This window comes from Streptomyces sp. ISL-99 (assembly GCF_018614005.1).
Classification (GTDB): Bacteria; Actinomycetota; Actinomycetes; order Streptomycetales; family Streptomycetaceae; genus Streptomyces; species Streptomyces flavidovirens.
The window spans coordinates 62,279-80,260 of record NZ_JAGGPC010000011.1; the positions used below are offsets into that span (position 1 = coordinate 62,279).

15 protein-coding genes are annotated in these 17,982 nt (G+C 70.6%); 9 read left to right on the top strand and 6 right to left on the bottom strand.

What is annotated here, in order from left to right; translation table 11 throughout:
* Positions 1-3: 3 nt before the first annotated feature.
* Positions 4-1,176: a 4-hydroxybenzoate 3-monooxygenase gene (locus tag J7E91_RS06530; RefSeq protein WP_214899875.1), complete on the bottom strand. Its 1,173-nt coding sequence runs from the start codon at positions 1,174-1,176 to the stop codon at positions 4-6.
* 4 nt (positions 1,177-1,180) lie between these two features.
* Positions 1,181-2,365: a thiolase family protein gene (locus J7E91_RS06535; protein ID WP_214899876.1), complete on the bottom strand. Its 1,185-nt coding sequence runs from the start codon at positions 2,363-2,365 to the stop codon at positions 1,181-1,183.
* Positions 2,366-2,522: 157 nt separating this feature from the next.
* Here J7E91_RS06535 and J7E91_RS06540 point away from each other — a divergent pair, with 157 nt between their 5' ends.
* Positions 2,523-4,157, top strand: coding sequence for an IclR family transcriptional regulator C-terminal domain-containing protein (locus tag J7E91_RS06540; protein ID WP_214899877.1), 1,635 nt, complete (start codon positions 2,523-2,525; stop codon positions 4,155-4,157).
* Between the two features lie 156 nt (positions 4,158-4,313).
* Here J7E91_RS06540 and J7E91_RS06545 read toward each other — a convergent pair whose 3' ends face one another.
* Positions 4,314-4,514 carry a hypothetical protein gene (locus J7E91_RS06545; RefSeq protein ID WP_214899878.1) on the bottom strand — a complete coding sequence of 67 codons (201 nt, stop codon included), beginning with the start codon at positions 4,512-4,514 and terminating at the stop codon, positions 4,314-4,316.
* Positions 4,515-4,585: 71 nt separating this feature from the next.
* On the opposite strand from J7E91_RS06545, the gene J7E91_RS06550 reads away from it, so the two are divergent.
* Complete coding sequence (locus J7E91_RS06550) at positions 4,586-5,038, top strand: type II toxin-antitoxin system PemK/MazF family toxin (RefSeq protein WP_214899879.1); 453 nt, start codon at positions 4,586-4,588, stop codon at positions 5,036-5,038.
* Here J7E91_RS06550 and J7E91_RS06555 read toward each other — a convergent pair.
* Positions 5,023-5,898: a TIGR02452 family protein gene (locus J7E91_RS06555; RefSeq protein ID WP_214899881.1), complete on the bottom strand. Its 876-nt coding sequence runs from the start codon at positions 5,896-5,898 to the stop codon at positions 5,023-5,025. The two genes, J7E91_RS06550 and J7E91_RS06555, sit on opposite strands and share 16 nt — an antisense overlap.
* 197 nt (positions 5,899-6,095) lie before the next feature.
* Here J7E91_RS06555 and egtA point away from each other — a divergent pair, with 197 nt between their 5' ends.
* The 5 genes from egtA (at position 6,096) to J7E91_RS06580 (ending at position 10,997) form a co-directional block, all read left to right on the top strand.
* Positions 6,096-7,373: an ergothioneine biosynthesis glutamate--cysteine ligase EgtA gene (gene egtA / locus J7E91_RS06560; RefSeq protein ID WP_214899883.1), complete on the top strand. Its 1,278-nt coding sequence runs from the start codon at positions 6,096-6,098 to the stop codon at positions 7,371-7,373.
* The gene (gene egtB, locus J7E91_RS06565) at positions 7,370-8,764 is read left to right on the top strand and encodes an ergothioneine biosynthesis protein EgtB (protein ID WP_214899884.1); all 1,395 of its coding nucleotides are present in this window, start codon (positions 7,370-7,372) and stop codon (positions 8,762-8,764) included. The genes egtA and egtB overlap by 4 nt, the downstream gene beginning before the upstream one ends.
* Positions 8,764-9,519 carry an ergothioneine biosynthesis protein EgtC gene (gene egtC / locus J7E91_RS06570; RefSeq protein ID WP_214899886.1) on the top strand — a complete coding sequence of 252 codons (756 nt, stop codon included), beginning with the start codon at positions 8,764-8,766 and terminating at the stop codon, positions 9,517-9,519. Before egtB ends, egtC begins: the two co-directional genes overlap by 1 nt.
* Positions 9,516-10,481: an L-histidine N(alpha)-methyltransferase gene (gene egtD, locus J7E91_RS06575; protein ID WP_214899888.1), complete on the top strand. Its 966-nt coding sequence runs from the start codon at positions 9,516-9,518 to the stop codon at positions 10,479-10,481. The genes egtC and egtD overlap by 4 nt, the downstream gene beginning before the upstream one ends.
* Before the next feature lie 297 nt (positions 10,482-10,778).
* Positions 10,779-10,997 carry a dodecin gene (locus J7E91_RS06580; protein WP_028814353.1) on the top strand — a complete coding sequence of 73 codons (219 nt, stop codon included), beginning with the start codon at positions 10,779-10,781 and terminating at the stop codon, positions 10,995-10,997.
* A gap of 17 nt (positions 10,998-11,014) precedes the next feature.
* Here J7E91_RS06580 and J7E91_RS06585 read toward each other — a convergent pair whose 3' ends face one another.
* A complete protein-coding gene (locus J7E91_RS06585; RefSeq protein ID WP_214899890.1) occupies positions 11,015-11,518 on the bottom strand; it encodes an HAD family acid phosphatase in 504 nt (167 codons plus the stop codon).
* 88 nt (positions 11,519-11,606) lie between these two features.
* On the opposite strand from J7E91_RS06585, the gene J7E91_RS06590 reads away from it, so the two are divergent.
* On the top strand, positions 11,607-12,611 hold the full coding sequence (locus tag J7E91_RS06590) for an MsnO8 family LLM class oxidoreductase (RefSeq protein WP_374224643.1): 1,005 nt from the start codon (positions 11,607-11,609) through the stop codon (positions 12,609-12,611).
* 41 nt (positions 12,612-12,652) lie between these two features.
* Here J7E91_RS06590 and J7E91_RS06595 read toward each other — a convergent pair whose 3' ends face one another.
* A complete protein-coding gene (locus J7E91_RS06595; RefSeq protein WP_214899894.1) occupies positions 12,653-15,325 on the bottom strand; it encodes a M48 family metallopeptidase in 2,673 nt (890 codons plus the stop codon).
* A 241-nt stretch (positions 15,326-15,566) separates the two neighbouring features.
* Between J7E91_RS06595 and uvrA the strand changes: the two genes are divergently transcribed.
* Complete coding sequence (gene uvrA / locus J7E91_RS06600; RefSeq protein WP_214899896.1) at positions 15,567-17,975, top strand: excinuclease ABC subunit UvrA; 2,409 nt, start codon at positions 15,567-15,569, stop codon at positions 17,973-17,975.
* Positions 17,976-17,982 lie beyond the last annotated feature (7 nt).

Consider the following 17,982-nt stretch of genomic DNA (forward strand, 5'->3'; position numbering starts at 1 on the left):
CAGTCAGAGAGGAAGTCCCGTGTAGTTCGCGGCCAGTTCCGCGGCGGCGGGCCGGGAGGCAGCGAGGCGGTGCAGCCTTGCGAGATGCACTCGACTGTCGAACGCGCTCTCGCTTGATTGACTGTGCAACATCGTAGTCATGTCGTACGAGAAACGGGTGGCTTGCCACACCCGCCGCAGACACAAGTCCGAATAGGAGTCGAGGAGTTCGTCGGATCCGGTGCGGTGGTGGTGCTCGAAGGCGCGGGCCAGGATGCGTACGTCCGACACCGCCAGGTTGAGCCCCTTGGCCCCGGTGGGCGGCACGATGTGCGCCGCGTCCCCGGCCAGGAAGACGCGACCGTAGCGCATCGGCTCGGTGACGTAACTGCGCATCGGCGTAACCGACTTCGAGGTGACCGGACCGCGCGCCAGCCTCCAGTCGCCGTCCACGGCGAAGCGCCGGTCGAGTTCGTCCCAGATCCGGTCGTCGGACCAGTCGGCGGGGTCGGTGCCGTTGGGCACCTGGAGGTAGAGGCGCGAGACGGTGGGCGAGCGCATGCTGTGCAGCGCGAAGCCGTCCTCGCCGCGCGCGTAGATCAACTCGTCGCAGGACGGCGGGACATCGGCGAGGATGCCCAGCCAGGAGTAGGGGTACGTGCGCTCATAGGTACGCCGCACCTCGTCCGGGACCGCGGCGCGCGCGATGCCGTGGAAGCCGTCGCAGCCGACGACGTAGTCGCAGTCGAGGGTCTGCTCGCGGCCTTCGTGGGTGAAGCGGACGACAGGGTGGTCGGACTCCGGCTTCTCGACGGCGAGCGCCCGGGCCTCGAAGAGGAGGGGCGGGCCTTCGGCAAGCTGGAGTGCGACGAGGTCCTTGACGACCTCGGTCTGGGCGTACACCGTCACCGACCGGCCGTCGGCCAGCTCGGGGAAGCCGATGCGGTGGCTCCGCCGGTCGAAGCGCAGCTCGATGCCGTGGTGCACGAGCCCTTCGGCGTCCATGCGGTCGCCGGCGCCGCAGGCGCGCAGCGCGTCGGCCGTCCCCTGTTCGAGGATTCCGGCGCGCTGGCGCTGTTCGACGTACGCGCGGGTCCTGTGCTCCAGGACGACGCAGTCGATGCCGGCGTTGTGCAGCAGCCGGGCGAGGAGGAGGCCGGCGGGGCCCGCTCCGATGATCCCCACAGTGGTGCGCATCCGGTCAGCGCTCCAGTACGAGTGCGAGGCCCTGGCCGACACCGATGCACAGCGCGGCGAGGCCCGTGCCCGAGCCGGCGGCGGCGAGCTGGTGGGCGACGGATCCGGCGAGGCGGGCGCCGGACGCACCGAGCGGGTGGCCGATGGCGATGGCGCCGCCGCGCGGGTTGACGACGGCGGGGTCGAGGTCCGGCCATTCGGCGAGGCAGCCGAGCGACTGGGCGGCGAACGCCTCGTTCAGCTCGAAGGCGGTGAGGTCGGCGAAGGACCGGCCGGCCTTGGCCAGCGCACGCTGGACCGCCTCGACCGGGCCGAGGCCGAAGAGCTGCGGTTCGATGCCGGTGACGGCGGAGGTGCGGATACGGGCGAGCGGTTCGCGGCCGGTGGCGCGCAGGCCCTCCTCGTCGACGATCAGGAGTGCGGCGGCGCCGTCGTTGAGCGGTGAGGCGTTGCCCGCCGTGACGCTGCCGTCCTTGCGGAAGACGGGCTTCAGCTTGGCAAGGGCCGCCATGGTCGAACCCTCGCGGATGCACTCGTCACGCGTGAGATCCACACCGTCGTACGGGACGACCTCGCCGTCGTACAGACCGTCCGACCACGCCTTCGCCGCCTTCTGGTGGCTGGCGAGCGCGAAGGCGTCCTGCTGCTCACGGGTGATGCCGTGCTTGTCCGCGATGAGCTCCGCGCCCTCGCCGAGCGGTACGGTCCACTCGTCGGGCATCCGCGGGTTGGTCATGCGCCAGCCGAGCGTGGTCGAGTGCAGCTCCTGGTGCCCGGCGGGGAAGGCGCGCTCGGGCTTCTGGAGCACCCAGGGGGCCCGGGACATGGATTCCACGCCGCCGGCGATGGCGACGGAGGCGTCCCCGACGGCGACGGCGCGGGCCGCCTGAATGACGGCCTCCAGGCCTGAACCGCACAAGCGGTTGACGGTGACGCCGGGGACGGAGACCGGGAGCCCGGCGAGCAGCACGGCCATGCGGGCGACGTCCCTGTTGTCCTCGCCGGCGCCGTTGGCGTCGCCGAAGTAGACGTCGTCGATCCTGGCCGGGTCGAGGCCGGGGGCGCGGGCGACGAGCGACTTGACGACGTGGGCGGCGAGGTCGTCCGGGCGTACGGAGGAGAGGGCACCTCCGAACTTGCCGATCGGGGTGCGGACGGCGTCGACGATGTAGACGTCGCGGATGCTCATCGGGTCTCTCCCGGAGTCGTAGCGTGCGCGGAGGTTCTGGGTCGCCGCTTGCTGATGGCTGGTCGTTGTTCGCAGAATGAACTATCGTTCATATCTGACTCACCCTGAGTCTCTGCCGAGCGCCGGCCGGTGTCAACGGCCTGCCAGGAGGAATCCCATGTCCAGCGCCGAATCTGTCGGGCCCCTGGAGCGCGGGCTCACCGTGCTGCGCGCCCTGTCCGCGCCCGGCGCCGACGACCGGATGCGCAACAGTGATCTCGTACGGTCGACGGGCCTGGCCCGCTCCACGGTCGACCGGGTGGTGTCCACGCTCGACCGGCTCGGCCTCGCGCGCAGCGACGGGCGCGAGGTCGCGCTCGCTCCCCGGCTGATGGAACTGCCCGGCGCGTACCTCACGGCGTGCGGGATTCCGGCGGCGCTCGGGCCGGCGGCCGAACGGCTCGCGGACGAGTTCGACGAGTCCGTGTCGGTGGCGGTGCCGGACGACGGGGTCGCGGGGGTGCGGTTCGTGCTCCAGACGACGCGGCAGCGGACCATGTCACTGGCCTTCCGGATCGGCGACCTGCTGCCCGCGGAGCGGTGCGCGCCCGGGGCGCTGTTCGCGGCGGAGTGGGACGCGGACGGGTGGCAGGCGTGGCGTGGACGGCGCGACGCGGATCCGCCGGCCGCGGGGTTCGCGGCGGTGCCGCCGCTGAGGCGCCCGCTCGACGCGGACGCCTTCGAGCAGCGGGTGGCCCGGGCGGGCGTGGACGGCTGGGCGGGCGACGACCAGCTGATCGAGCCGGGCCTTGTGGCGGTCGCCGTGCCCGTACGCGACGGGGCGGGCCGGACGGTGTGCGCGGTGAGCGTGGTCAGCCACACCAGCAGGCACACCCTGGAGTCGCTGCGGGAGACCGTACTGCCCCGGCTGCTCGCCGTACAGGGCGAGTTGGAGGCGGCGCTGGCGGCGCCACGCCCCGCGCCGGAGGCCGCGCCCGTACGGGACACCTCGCTGGAGGCCAAGCGTGAGCTGGGGCCCGGCTTTCTGCAGTCCCTGGCGCGCGGACTGGCCGTCCTCGGCTCGCTCGGCGCCGACCGGGGCGACGGGATGGCGCTCACGGCGGTCGCCGAGGCGACCGGGCTGGCCAGGGCGACGGCACGGCGCTCGCTGCTCACGCTGGAGGAGCTGGGGTACGTCGCCTCGGACGGGCGCCGGTGGCGGCTGCTGCCGCGCGTGCTCGAACTGGGCTGTGCGCGGCTGTCCGAGCTGGGGCTCGCGGAGATCGCTCAGCCGCATCTGGTGGCTCTGGTACGGCGCGTGCACGAGTCGGCGTCGCTGGCGGTGCTCGACGGCGCCGACATCCGGTACGTGGCGCGCGTCCCCACGGTGCGCATCATGAGCGTCAACATCACGGTGGGTACGCGCTTTCCGGCGTACGCCACGTCGATGGGCCGGGTGCTGCTCGCGGGCCTGACGCGGGACGAACGGCCGCCGCTGCCGGAGGCGTTGCCTGCGCTGACCCGCCGTACCGTGACCTCGCCGGTCGAGCTGGCCCGGATCGTCGAGCGGGCCGCGGCGGATGGCTACGCCCTGGTGGACGAGGAGCTGGAGGAGGGCCTGCGCTCGCTGGCCGTGCCGGTGCGGGACGGGTACGGCCGTGTGGTGGCGGCGGTGAATGTGGCCCGGCACGCGGGGGACGGTGCGCCGGACGAGATGCGGGAGGCGTTGCTGCCGGCACTGCGGGAGGCGGCGACGCTGATTGAGGCGGACCTGCGGGCACTGGGCACGGCGGGCCGGCCGCGGTCGCTGTGACGGGGGTGGGTGGGGAGCGGGCGGCCGTGGCCCTGCGGGGCTTTTCCCCACCCCGCCCCTTCCCGAACTGGGGGCAAGCCCCCAGACCCCCGGACGCCCTACGGGCGTGTCCTCAAACGCCGGACGGGCTGGATGGTTGCCGCGCAGCGGCAACTTTCAGCCCCTCCGGCGTTTGAGGAGCGGGCTCAGGGCGTCGCGGTATGCCCCGTCCTGGTCCCAGTAGGGCAGCCAGGCGGAGACGGTACGGGGCGTGGCGGTGCGAAGGGGCTCGGCGTCCGGGCCGGCGGGCGCCGGAAACAGCGCCGCCGTGCTCATGAGTCCCGCTGCGACGAGGACGCTCAGGGTTCGTGTGGCCATGGTGCGAGCCTGTGGCCCGGCCGCCGGGCCCGCCCTGCGGACTGGGCCGTCCAGGCCCTGACCTCACCCGGGTGACATCATCTTCCGACGACATCGCCGAACTGCCCGGCCGGCGCGGCCCCGCCGCGACCACCGAGGCCGACCCTCGTGTGATCGGTCCGGTACGGACCTCGTACGCGCCGGACCGCGACGGCGACCCCGACCCGGGCGAGATCGTCTGGACCTGGGTGCCGTTCGAGGAGAACGACGGCCGGGGCAAGGACCGGCCGGTGCTCGTAGTGGCCCGCGAGGCGGCCGGCACGCTGCTCGCCGTACGGCTGTCCAGCAAGCGGCACGACCGCGACCGCGAGTGGGCGGCGATCGGCTGCGGACCGTGGGACGCGGAGCGGCGCGAGTCGTGGGTCGACCTCGACCGGGTACTGCGGGTGCACGAGAACGGCATGCGGCGGGAGGCGTGTGCCCTGGACCGGCCGCGCTTCGACCGGGTCGTGCAGCGCCTGCGCGTGCGCTACGGCTGGACCTGAGCCGCGGCGCCGGAATCGGCCTTCGCCGTTGACTTGGTCTGCGCGGCGAACACCGCGCGGAAGGCGCCAAGGACGGATGCCGCGCGCGTGCGGTCCAGCACGCCGAAGACCACCTCGTCGAAGTGACCCGAGAAGCGCCCCTCTCCGGTGAGGTGCGCGTGGAACGCGCCCGCCACCGCGGCGGGATCGTTCATGAACACACCGCAGCCCCAGGCGCCCAGCACCAGCCTCCGGTAACCGCAGGCGGCGGCCGTCTCCAGGACCCGCCCGGCGCGGGACCCCAGCGCCGCCGGGATCCGGTGCGCCTCCTCGGGCTCGCGGCTGCGGATCACTCCCGCGTTCGGCGCGGGCGAGGTCAGGAACCCCACGGTGTACGGCGCGGCGAGCAGCGCGCCGCGGTCGTCGCGGAACACCGGGACGCCGGGCGAGTGGATGACCCGGTCGGTGTAGAACGGACTCCGGTCGGCACGGTGGTGGGCGTAGAACTCGGGGGCGCGCAGCAGGGTCGCGTACAGCGCGGAGCCTCGGCACAGCGCCTCCTCCTGTGCCTGGGCGCCGTTCAGGTAGCCGCCGCCCGGGTTGCGCGCGGAGGCGAAGTTCAGCACGGCGACCGGGCCGGTTCCCGCGCCGGTCAGCCTGCGGGCGGCCGCCAGGCTGCTCTCGTCCGTGACCTCGAAGGCTGTCGTACGGTCCGTGTCCGGCGTGACGGCGACCGGGTCGGGGCCGTACAGCCTGGTTCCCGCCAGTGCGGCTGCCAGTTCCTCGCCGATCGGCACGCCGCGGCCGTCCGGTGCGGCGTACCTGCCCGTCCGGACGATCTCTTCGGTCTCTTTCGCGATTCCCCGCAGTCGTGCGCTCACACGTCAGATCGTCGGCGACCGCCGTGCGCCGGCGCAACGGAGTTTCCGCGCCGCCAGGACACCCTTGTGCGATTCCAAGTCAGTGGCTTAGCTGGAGTGCGGTGCCCGTCCCGGTCTCCGGGGCGGGCTCAGGCACGATCCCGACGACCGGATCACCTACAACCGGATCACCGACCACCGTGAAGGAGGAACAGCCCATGCCCACAGGGGACTTCGTGCAAGAAGGCGCGCCGGTCACCGAGGCCGGCGCCGAAGCATTACTGCGCGGCATCTGTTTCAAGACAGGTCCACCGAGCACCATCGGCGTCGAACTCGAATGGTTCGTCCACGAGCTCCACCTCCCCGAACTCCCCGTCGAACCCGCCCGCCTCGAAGCCGCCATGGCCGCTCTGCGGGCCCTGCCCCTGCTCTCGGCCCTCACCGTCGAGCCAGGCGGCCAGCTCGAACTCAGCTCCCTCCCGGCCCCGTCCCTGACGGAGTGCGTCGACTCCGTATCCGCGGACCTGGACGCCGTACGCGCCGTTCTGCGCTCCCGGGACCTCGGCCTCACCGGCATCGGCACGGACCCCTGGCACCCTCCGAAGCGCCTCCTGCGCGAGCCCCGTTACGACGCGATGGAGGCGTATCTCGACCGGGCCGGTCCGGCAGGCCGGGCCATGATGTGCTCGTCGGCGTCCGTCCAGGTCTGTCTGGACGCCGGCCACGAGGAGCCGGGCCCGCTCGGTTACGGGCGGCGCTGGCTGCTCGCCCATCTGCTCGGCGCCGTACTGTCGGCCGCGTTCGCCAACTCCCCCTTCCAGCAACGGCGTCGTACCGGCTGGCGGTCCACGCGCCAGGCCCTGTGGACGGAGATCGAGCCCGGCCGCTCCTTCGCCCCGCCCCTCGACGCCGAGCCGCGCGGTGCGTGGACGGAGCGGGTGCTGGACGCTCCCGTGATGTGCGTCAGAGGGGGGACCGACGCGCCCTGGGACGTACCGGAGGGGCTGTCGTTCCGTTCCTGGATACGCTCCGGAGCCCCGCGGCCGCCGACCCGCAGCGACCTCGACTACCACCTGACCACGCTCTTTCCACCGGTACGGCCGCGCGGTCACCTCGAACTGCGCATGATCGACGCCCAGCCGGGCGACCACGGCTGGATCGTTCCGCTCGCCGTGACCACCGCGCTCTTCGACGACCCGGCGGCCGCGGAGATCGCGTACCGGACCGTCAGGCCCCTCGCCGAGACGGCGGGCCTGCTGCCCGCGCCGCGCAATCCGCTGTGGATCAACGCCGCACGGTACGGGCTGGCCGACGCCGAGCTGCGATCGGCCGCCGAGACCTGCTTCGACGCGGCGCTCGACGCGCTGCCCCGCCTCGGCGCCTCGACAGCGGTGCAGTGCGCCGTCGCCGCGTTCACCGAGCGGTACGTCGTGCACGGGCGATGCCCCGCCGACGATCTGCTCGACCCCGCTCACGGGAAGGACATCCGCATATGAGCGCCCCCACCGGCTCTGCCGGTCTCAACGGCCCCGCCGATCCCGCCACCGACCCCGAATCGCTCCGCGCCCTCGCCGCCGAGGCGCTGCTGAGGGCGCGCGAGCGCACCACCGCGCTGACGGACTGCGTGGACGACGGTGAACTGACGGCACAGCACTCCCCCTTGATGTCTCCGTTGGTCTGGGATCTGGCCCACATCGGTAACCAGGAGGAGCTGTGGCTGCTGCGGGCGGTCGCGGGGCGTGACGCCATGCGCCCCGAGATCGACTCGGTGTACGACGCCTTCGAGCACCCGCGCGCCGAGCGCCCGTCGCTCCCGCTGCTCTCCCCCGGCGAGGCCCGCGGGTACGCCGCCGACGTACGGGGCCGGGCCCTCGACGTACTGGAACGCAGTCCGCTGCGCGGGACCCCGCTGCTGGACGCGGCCTTCGCGTTCGGCATGGTCGCCCAGCACGAACAGCAGCACGACGAAACGATGCTGATCACCCATCAGCTGCGGCGTGGGCCCGTCGCGCTCACCGCTCCCCCGCCGCCGCGCCCCACGTACGCCACGACGGCGGACCTGGCACCCGAAGTCATGGTCCCCGGCGGCCCGTTCACCATGGGTACGTCCACCGAGCCGTGGGCGCTCGACAACGAACGGCCCGCACATCACCGTTTCGTCCCGGCCTTCTTCATCGACACGGTGCCGGTGAGCAACGGCGCGTACCTCCGCTTCATGGAGGACGGCGGCTACACCGACGAGCGCTGGTGGGCTGCCGAGGGCTGGGCGCAGATACGCAAGCACGGCCTCGGTGCCCCGCTGTTCTGGCACCGCGAGGGCGGCCAGTGGCTGCGGAGGCACTTCGGGGTGGTGGAGCCCGTACCGGAGGACGAGCCGGTGCTGCACGTCAGCTGGTACGAGGCGGACGCCTACGCGCGGTGGGCGGGCCGGCGGCTGCCCACGGAGGCCGAGTGGGAGAAGGCGGCCCGGCACGACCCGGCGTCGGGCCGCTCCCTGCGCTACCCGTGGGGCGACTGCGACCCCACCCCGGAGCGGGCGAACCTCGGCCAGCGGCATCTGCGGCCGGCTCCGGTGGGGGCGTACGCCCCCGGACAGTCCCCGCTCGGCGTACGGCAGCTGATCGGCGACGTGTGGGAGTGGACAGCGAGCGACTTCCTGCCCTATCCGGGCTTCGCCGCCTTCCCGTACCGCGAGTACTCCGAGGTCTTCTTCGGCAGCGCGCACAAGGTGCTGCGGGGCGGTTCGTTCGCCGTCGACGCGGTGGCCTGCCGTGGCACGTTCCGCAACTGGGACCTGCCGGTACGCCGCCAGATCTTCGCGGGGTTCCGCACGGCAAGGGACGCCCCGGACGTCCGGGACGTACCCACGGGCGCGGTGGTCTCCTGATGTGCCGGCACTTCGCCTGCCTGGGACCGCCGGTGCCCCTCGGTGACCTCCTAATAAAACCCGCTCACGCCTTGTACCGCCAGGCATGGGCGCCGCGCCTCCAGCGGTACGGGACCGTCAACGCGGACGGATTCGGCGTCGGCTGGTACGCCGAGGGCGACCCGGTTCCGGCCCGCTACCGGCGCGCGGGCCCGATGTGGGCCGACGCCTCCTTCGCCGACCTGGCCCGTGTCGTACGCTCCGGGGCCGTGCTCGCGGCGGTCCGTGACGCCACGGAGGCGGGCGCGGACGGGGAGGCGGCGGCGGCGCCGTTCGCCGCCGGACCCTGGCTGTTCAGCCACAACGGCGCACTCAGGGGCTGGCCCCGGTCGGCCGCGCTGCTCGCCGGCGCGCTGCCGGCAGCGGAACTGCTCGCCCTGGAGGCGCGGTGCGACTCGGCGCTGGTCTGGGCGCTCGTACTGCACCGGCTGCGCGACGGCGACGAGCTGGGGCAGGCGCTGGCCGACACGGTCCTGGAGCTGGCCGAGGCCGCGCCGGGTTCCCGGCTGAACTTACTGCTCACGGACGGCGAGACCATCGCCGCGACCGCCTGGGGCGACACCCTCTGGTACCACGCCGAGCCGGGCCGTCGCACGATCGTCGCCTCCGAGCCGTACGACGACGATCCGCACTGGCGTGAGGTCCCGGACCACACCCTGCTCGCCGCCACCCGCACCGATGTCCTGCTGACCCCGCTCAAGGAGCCCACTGCGTGAGCCCGTTCCTGCTGACCCGCACCCTGCCCGAGGACGCGACGGACGCCGATCTGCGTACCGACGTACTGCACGGACTGACCCGCACGCCGAAGGTGCTGCCGCCGAAGTGGTTCTACGACGCGCGTGGCAGCGAGCTGTTCGAGGAGATCACCCGCCTGCCCGAGTACTACCCCACCCGGGCGGAGCGGGAGATCCTGATCGCCCGCGCGCCGGAGATCGCGGCCGCGACGCGGGCGCGCACGCTGGTGGAGCTCGGCTCGGGCTCCTCGGAGAAGACCCGCCATCTGCTGGACGCGCTGGCGCCCGAGCTCGACAGCTATGTCCCGGTGGACGTGAGCGAGAGTGCGCTGACCGCGGCCGCGTCGTCGCTCCTCGACGAGCGGCCCGCCCTGTCCGTACACGCGCTGATCGCGGACTTCACGCGCGGGCTCGCCCTGCCCGGAACGCCGGGGCCACGCCTCGTCGCCTTCCTGGGCGGCACGATCGGGAACCTGCTGCCCGACGAGCGCGCGGTGTTTTTGAAGTCCGTACGGTCGCTGCTGGCACCCGGTGACGCGCTGCTGCTCGGCACGGACCTGGTGAAGGACGAGGAGACGCTGGTCGCGGCGTACGACGACGCGCAGGGCATCACCGCCGCGTTCAACAAGAACGTCCTGTCCGTCATCGACCGCGAGCTGGGCGCGGACTTCGATCCCGGCGACTTCGACCATGTGGCGGTGTGGGACCGCGGGCACGAGTGGATCGAGATGCGGCTGCGGGCACGTTCGGCGCTGACGGTGAAGATCCGGGAGCTGGACATCGCGGTGTCGTTCGAGGCGGGTGAGGAGATCCGCACGGAGGTCTCGGCGAAGTTCCGCCGCGAAGGGGTACGCCGCGAGCTCGCGGGGGCGGGGCTGAACCTTCGTGAGTGGTGGACGGACGAGGGTGAGCGTTTCGCCCTGTCACTGGCGGCGGCGGTGTAGCGGGCGGGCCCGAAGGCCGCCCGACGCGGGCTGGATTTGCTGTGCGCGGCTCGAATGAGCCGCGCACAGCAAATCCAGCCCGTCCGGCGTTTGAGGACACGCCCGCAGGGCGTCCGGGGCCTGGGGCCTGCCCCAGGTCGGGGAAGGGGCGGGGTTGGAGAAAGCCCCGCAGGGCACACGCACGGGGTCAGAAGCCGAACGTGCGCCCCGGCGACCCGTGGGGCACGGTGGTAGAAACCGCGCCGCGGGCACCCCGGCGCGCCGCAGCAGCAGTCGCAGGAGCAGAGGGAGCGCCGCATGTCCGACCACACGTACCGCGTCACCGAGATCGTCGGCACCTCGACCGAGGGCCTCGACCAGGCCATCCGCAACGGCATCGACCGCGCCTCCCAGACCCTGCGCGGCCTCGACTGGTTCGAGATGACCCAGGTGCGCGGCCACATCGTCGACGGCCGGATCGAGCACTTCCAGGTCGGCCTCAAGGTCGGCTTCCGCCTTGAGGACACCGGCGCCTGACCGCACGCGCCATCAGGTCAGGTACGGCCCTCGCGCTCCTGCGCGTCCTTGAGCGCCGCCGACGTGGCGGCCCACCGGGCGCGCACGACCGTGAATCCCGCCTGCTCGGCCGCGACGCACACCAGTTCGTCGTCGTCCACGAGCATCCGGACCTCCCGGCCCCGCGCCGCCAGCCGCTTCAGGATCTCCAGCTTGGTGTGGCGGGCGGGCCGCCGGTCGTTGTCCCGGCGCATCCAGATCCGCCCCTCGGGAAGACCCTGCGCGGCGAGCCACTCCACCGTGTCCCGGCGGCACCGCTCGGGGCGGCCGGTGAGGTAGACGATCTCGCACTCCTCCTCGCTCTCCCGCACCATCCGCACCCCCTCGGGCAGCGGCGGATCGTCGGGCGCCGCGCCGAAGAATGCGTCCCAGTCGCGCGGCGTACGCTCCAGGAACCGCTGCCGGTGCGCCGTGTCCGCGAGCGTTCCGTCGAGGTCGAATACGGCCAGTGGCCTGCTGCTGTGCGTCGAACCGGAAGTCATTCCGGCACCTTAGGACGTGTCCGGCGGATTCGTCGGCGCCGGCCGGGAATCCCCGCGTGGGTGAGGTGTTGAAGTGGGTGTGAGCTCAGTGATCGCGCAGACCCGGTTCTCCGTACTCGACCGTTCCCGTACGCGCGAGGCGCACGACGCCCCGCAGGCGCTGCGGGACACCGTGGACCTCGCACGGCGGATCGAGGCGCTCGGGTATCACCGCTTCTGGGTGTCGGAGCACCACAGCGTGCCCGGAGTCGCCGGTTCCGCGCCGACCGTGCTCGCCGCCGCCGTCGCCGCCGCGACGTCCACGATCCGGGTGGGCACGGGCGGGGTGATGCTGCCGAACCATCAGCCGCTGGTCGTCGCCGAGCAGTTCGGGGTGCTGGAGTCGCTCTTCCCGGGCCGGATCGACATGGGCCTCGGCCGCTCCGTGGGGTTCACCGACGGGATACGCAGGGCCCTGGGCCGGAACAAGAAGGACGCCGGGGACTTCGCCACGCGGCTGGGCGAGCTGCTGGGCTATTTCACCGGCGACCAGAGCGCGCATCCGCAGGTCCACGCCCACCCGGCGGAGGGGCTCCGACCTCCCGCTTTCGTACTGGCCACCGGCGCCGGGGCCCAGGTCGCCGCGGCCGCCGGGCTACCGCTGGTGATCGCGGCGGCGCGCGGCGAGGACGAGATGCTGCGGGCGGTCGACGGCTACCGGGAGGCGTTCCGCCCCTCCCCCTGGGGTGAGCGGCCGTACGTCGTCCTGTCCGGCACGGTCGCCGTGGCGGGCACCTCCGAGGAGGCCGGGCGGCTCCTGGTGCCCGAGGCCTGGGCATCGGCGTACTCCCGCACCCACGGTTCGTTCCCGCCGCTCGCACCCGTCGACGAGATCCTGGCCCGGCCGATGAGCGACCGTGAGCGGAACCTCTTCGACGAAGCCCGGCGCGGACACATCCACGGCACCGAGGACGAGGTCGCCGACGCCCTGGAGAAGGTGCTGGGCCGCAGCGGGGCCGACGAGTACCTGGTCGCGACCAGTACGTACGACCGTGCGGCACTGCTGGACTCGTACCAGCGGCTGGCCCGCCTGGTGGGCCTCACGGATACGTAAGCCGGCCCGACCGAACAAGACGGCTGCGACAAGAGCAACCCCTAAACTTGCACCTTTCTTCCATCGGTCACTTCCCAGAAAAAGCGTCGCGTCAGCTGAGGGACCTTACCCAAAGCCTGCCGGAAGAGCCGTTCGCTCGCCTCGGATGCCAGCCAGTCGCCGAGGGTTTGCCAGGCGGCAGCGTATCCTGTGGACAGCCTGCGTACCGCCATCAAATCCAGCCGCGCCACACCATCCACAGCGGCATTTCTGAGTATTCTCTGACCCTCCAGACTGTTTGGGTATGGGGTGTCAAGAGAAAGGGAAGTGCTGGATCTGACGTCACTGTCCAAGGCCTTGAGCCGGCCATCTATCTGCGAAATGGTCAGGTCTCTGTCTGCGTAGACTGTATCGTTCGGCAGCATAGGCGGCGGGAAACCTGGGGTCGAATAGGAAACCGGACGACAATTGACCTGGATTCGATGTATGAGATCTACACGATCTCGCCACTCGCCTCTGCGGTCAGGGTCAACAATCTGGTATATCGATTCCCAGATGTCGCGCTCAACTTGAAGCCACTCAATCGCGACATGAATATCAACGCTCTCCCCGCTCCGTTGACGCCATACCTGCTGCATCACTTTGGCGGTCTCTTCGAGAAGCCGATAGTCGTACCTCAGTGGCTGCTCCTCGAAGTCATTTGCGCTATCCGTCCGGACGGATCCTTCCACACTGGGATACGCGGTCCGAACAAAGCTGTCGAAGAGTGGCCGGTTGTCTCGAAGCGGGATCAGATCAGGATCTTCCTTCACCATCCATGTCCGCTCCACCACTGCGAAACTCCATTTGGGAGTGAGTACCGCTTTCTCGAGATGCGCAATGGCGCGCTCGGCCAGCTCTTCCTTGCAGTTCTCCGCTCTGGATGGGGCGTTCATTGCAATGGCGTAGATGCACGCGGCGTTATAGTGGGGGAGCCAGTCGCGGCGCGATGAGGTCCACGCCATGCGGAGTTTGGAGTCGAGACACCGAACCGTCAGCCCTTCCCAGGAAAGTTTCGTGGCAGGGCGCCAGGTGTAGCGCCGCCTCCATCTCTGTGGTTCGCATATCTGCTGATTGCCCCGGCTGCACTCCGAGCTGACCCACGCCAAACGCAGGGGCGCCCATACCCTTCGGTTGATTCTAAATGTGCGGCGGCTTATGGACTGCTGCGCTCCATGCACGCTTTGGAGATAAGCAGCGGGCCAGAAGGTGCGCGCCCAACTCCATAGCCAAGTAGGCCAATAGATGACGAAGCGGGCCCATGCGTCATCAGCGGAGAGGCGAGTCATCTCTTGCATGGAAGCTCTCTGGAATACCAGCCGAACCTCGTTCTCTTCATTCCTGAAGGAGTGCTGAGCGGTGCTGGAGCTCTTCTGCAGTATTTCCGTCAGTGACCTCTTGGCTCCCTCTCTCTCGCTCTCGGAGATGACCCGTCCAGCGTAGTCAAGATCGGTGACAGCCGGCCAGTAACGCTCCACAAGAACTGGTATCAGCCCTTCGTGCGTCCGATCGTCACTGGCCCCGGCGCGCCGGTACCACTCCTCTGCCGCCCTCTGCGTGCCGAGAATGATGGAGTTCCTGTACCGAAGGCCGAGCAAATCGCGGTATCTACGAGGGTGTCGGAGATATCTGAGTCGGCGCCAGTGAGGGTTCCAACGAGTTTGCCACAGCCGCCTTTGATAGTCTCCCGCGGTCTCCCCGTCGAGGCTAAGAGCTCTTTGGTACGTATCGAGAGCGTCGATGTGCCGCCCCATCTTCTCTTGCGTTTCGGCCAGTTCGGCGCGGAGATAGGGGTTTGTCGGGTCGAGCTCTACCGCTATGAAGTACTTCTCCAGAGCTTCAGGGAGTCGTCCAGCATGGTTTGCCTCGGTTGCCTCCTGGTAGGCCTGATAAAGATCGGCATTAAGTTCGCGGCCCCACCAATGACGCCAGGGTGGCAGCCTTCCCAGGCGTGTGACCGGCAACATGGTGCTGACGACCCAGATACCGGCTTTCCGTATGACGTCGTCCCAATCGGTTCCCCAGACGGACATCGCACGTGAGCCGCCGAACAGGAACGATGTCACGGTCACCGTCATGCCGTACTGATCCGGCTCAGCCTCCCGCCACTGGAGTATTCCGCTTACTCGGTAGGCCAATTTCGGGCGCAGGCGACTGAGCACTTTGGGCAGAGCTGTCCCAAGCTTGTTGGGATCAATCTGGATATCGCCGAGCAGTTCCAGGAAGCTCTCGGCCGGGGCCTGCGCAGGCAGCGTCGACGGTGGATACATGCTGCTTTCCGACAATCGCTGCCGAAGTTTGGCTGTGAGGTCGGCGTCAGACGGTTTCTCGGTACCCGGTGGCGTGGCGTCCTCAAGTGGCTGCACGTCTACCGGACCCGGCCTGTAAGCCAGCGCCGCCCGAGTCGCTCTCCAAAATAAATAGAGCAGTTGCAGCAAAGCAAGGAAGAATGCGAGTCGTGCGCCTGTCGGGACTCCCTTCTCCGCTCGGAACATTGCTCCGAGGCCACCGCAGACTTGCGCCAGGAATACGAAAGGCCCTCCACCCTCCCAGGCTGGACGGCCGCGCCCTGCCCACCAAAGCACGACAATCAGTCCTGCAAGTCCTGCCAGGCTCCACACCCACCAAGCGATGAAGCGGGGAGCAGGCAGGGGTGCAGTCAAACCGCGTTCGTTATCGCTTCGATGGTTGAACATAGTGACTCCACTGGTGCGGTGACGCAGCAGTTACGGCCCGGCCGCAGCGGCGGAGCGGCCAGCGGTACGCCTGCTCCCATCCTCTTGAATCACGTTACCCATGAAGGCGGTTGTAGACAGCGAAACAATTCACCGACCGCTCCGCCTCGTCAAGCACGAGATGCCCAACCGGGCGGTGAGGTTCTTCCCGCTAGTATCGGACCGTTTGTCGCAACAACCCCCACCGTACGGAGCCCGCCCGATGCCCAGTGCCAGCGCCCATGACCCGTACGTGCGGGTGCGCGGCGCCGAAGAGCACAACCTGCGGCACGTCGACGTCGACATCCCGCGTGACGCGCTCGTCGTCTTCACCGGCGTCTCGGGTTCCGGCAAGTCCTCGCTCGCCTTCGGGACCATCTACGCCGAGGCCCAGCGCCGCTACTTCGAGTCCGTCGCGCCGTACGCCCGCCGCCTGATCCACCAGGTCGGCGCGCCCAAGGTCGGCGAGATCAGCGGCCTGCCGCCCGCCGTGTCGCTGGAGCAGCGCAGGTCGGCGCCGACCTCACGGTCCTCGGTCGGGACGGTCACCACCCTCTCCAACTCCCTGCGCATGCTCTTCTCCCGCGCGGGCACGTATCCGCCCGGCGCCCCGCGTCTCGACTCGGACGCCTTCTCGCCGAACACGGCGGCGGGCGCCTGCCCCGAATGCCACGGCATCGGCCGGATCCACCGCACCAGCGAGGAACTGCTCGTGCCGGACCCCTCGCTTTCCATCCGCGAGGGCGCGATCGAGGCGTGGCCGGGTGCCTGGCAGGGCAAGAACCTGCGCGATGTGCTGGACGCGCTCGGGTACGACGTGGACAGGCCCTGGCGGGAGCTGGAGCAGCGGGACCGCGACTGGATCCTGTTCACCGACGAGCAGCCGGTCGTCACCGTGCACCCGGTGCGCGACGCGGGGCGCATCCAACGCCCTTACCAGGGCACGTACATGAGCGCCCGGCGCTACGTCATGCACACCTTCGCGGACTCCAAGAGCCAGACCCTGCGGGCGCGGGCCGAGCGCTTCCTGACCGCCGAGCCGTGCCCGGTGTGCGGCGGCAGCAGGTTGCGCCCTGAGGCGCTCGCGGTCACGTTCGGCGGCCGTACGATCGCCGAGCTGGCGGGGCTGCCGCTGTCGCGGCTCGCGCGGATGCTCCGCTGCGCGACGGACGGGAACGAGACCACGCGTGTCCTGACGGGTGACCTGCTGGCGCGGATCGCGGTGGTCACCGAGCTGGGGCTCGGCTATCTGAGTCTCGACCGTTCGACGCCGACGCTCTCCTCCGGCGAGCTGCAGCGGCTGCGGCTGGCGACGCAGCTTCGCTCGGGGCTCTTCGGTGTCGTGTACGTACTGGACGAGCCGTCGGCGGGTCTCCACCCGGCCGACACCGAGGCGCTGCTGGTCGTACTCGGCCGGCTGAAGGCGGCGGGCAATTCGGTGTTCGTCGTGGAGCACCATCTGGATGTGGTGCGCAGCGCGGACTGGCTCGTCGATGTCGGACCGCACGCGGGCGAGCACGGCGGCAGGGTGCTGCACAGCGGTCCGCCCGCAGGCCTGGCCGAGGTCGCCGAATCGGCGACCCGCCGCTTCCTCTTCGGCCACGCGCCGACTGCGCCGCGCGAGGTCCGCAAGCCGTCCGGCCTGCTGAGGCTGAACGGTGTCGAGCGGCACAATGTGCGCGGCGTGGACGCCGAATTCCCGCTCGGCGTGTTCACAGCGGTGACGGGTGTGTCGGGTTCGGGGAAGTCCACCCTGGTCGGGCAGGTGCTCGCGGGCCTCCTGGCGGACGGGACGCACGCACCGACGGGCTCGGTCGCCTCCGCCGAAGGGCTGGCAGCCGTGGACCGGCTGGTCCAGGTCGACCAGCGCCCCATCGGGCGTACCCCCCGCTCCAATCTGGCGACGTACACCGGGCTCTTCGACGTCGTACGCAAGCTCTTCACCGGCACGGACGAGGCGCGGGCGCGCGGGTACAAGGCAGGCCGGTTCTCGTTCAACGTGGCCGGCGGGCGGTGCGAGACCTGCCAGGGCGAGGGATTCGTCTCGGTGGAACTGCTCTTTCTGCCGAGTACCTACACCCCGTGCCCCGACTGCCACGGCGCGCGCTACAACCCGGAGACGCTGGAAGTCACGTTCCGGGGCCTGAGCATCGCCGAGGTGCTCGATCTGACCGTCGAGGCTGCGGCGGAGTTCTTCGCCGGCACGCCCGCCGCCGTACGCAGCCTCCGGGCGCTGCTCGACGTCGGGCTCGGCTATCTGCGGCTGGGCCAGCCCGCGACCGAGCTGTCGGGCGGCGAGGCGCAGCGCATCAAGCTCGCGAGCGAGCTTCAGCGCACGCGCCGCGGCCACACCCTGTACGTACTGGACGAGCCGACGACCGGGCTGCATCCGGCCGATGTCGAGGTGCTGATGCGGCAGTTGCACGGCCTGGTGGACCAGGGCCATACGGTGGTGGTGGTCGAGCACGACATGGCCGTGGTGGCAGGCGCCGACTGGGTGATCGACCTCGGCCCCGGAGGCGGCGACGAGGGCGGCAGGATCGTCGCGGCGGGGCCGCCCGCCGAGGTGGCGGGAGCGGCGGGCAGCCGTACGGCGCCGTATCTGGCGCGGGAGTTGCGGCCTGCGGGCTGAACGCCGG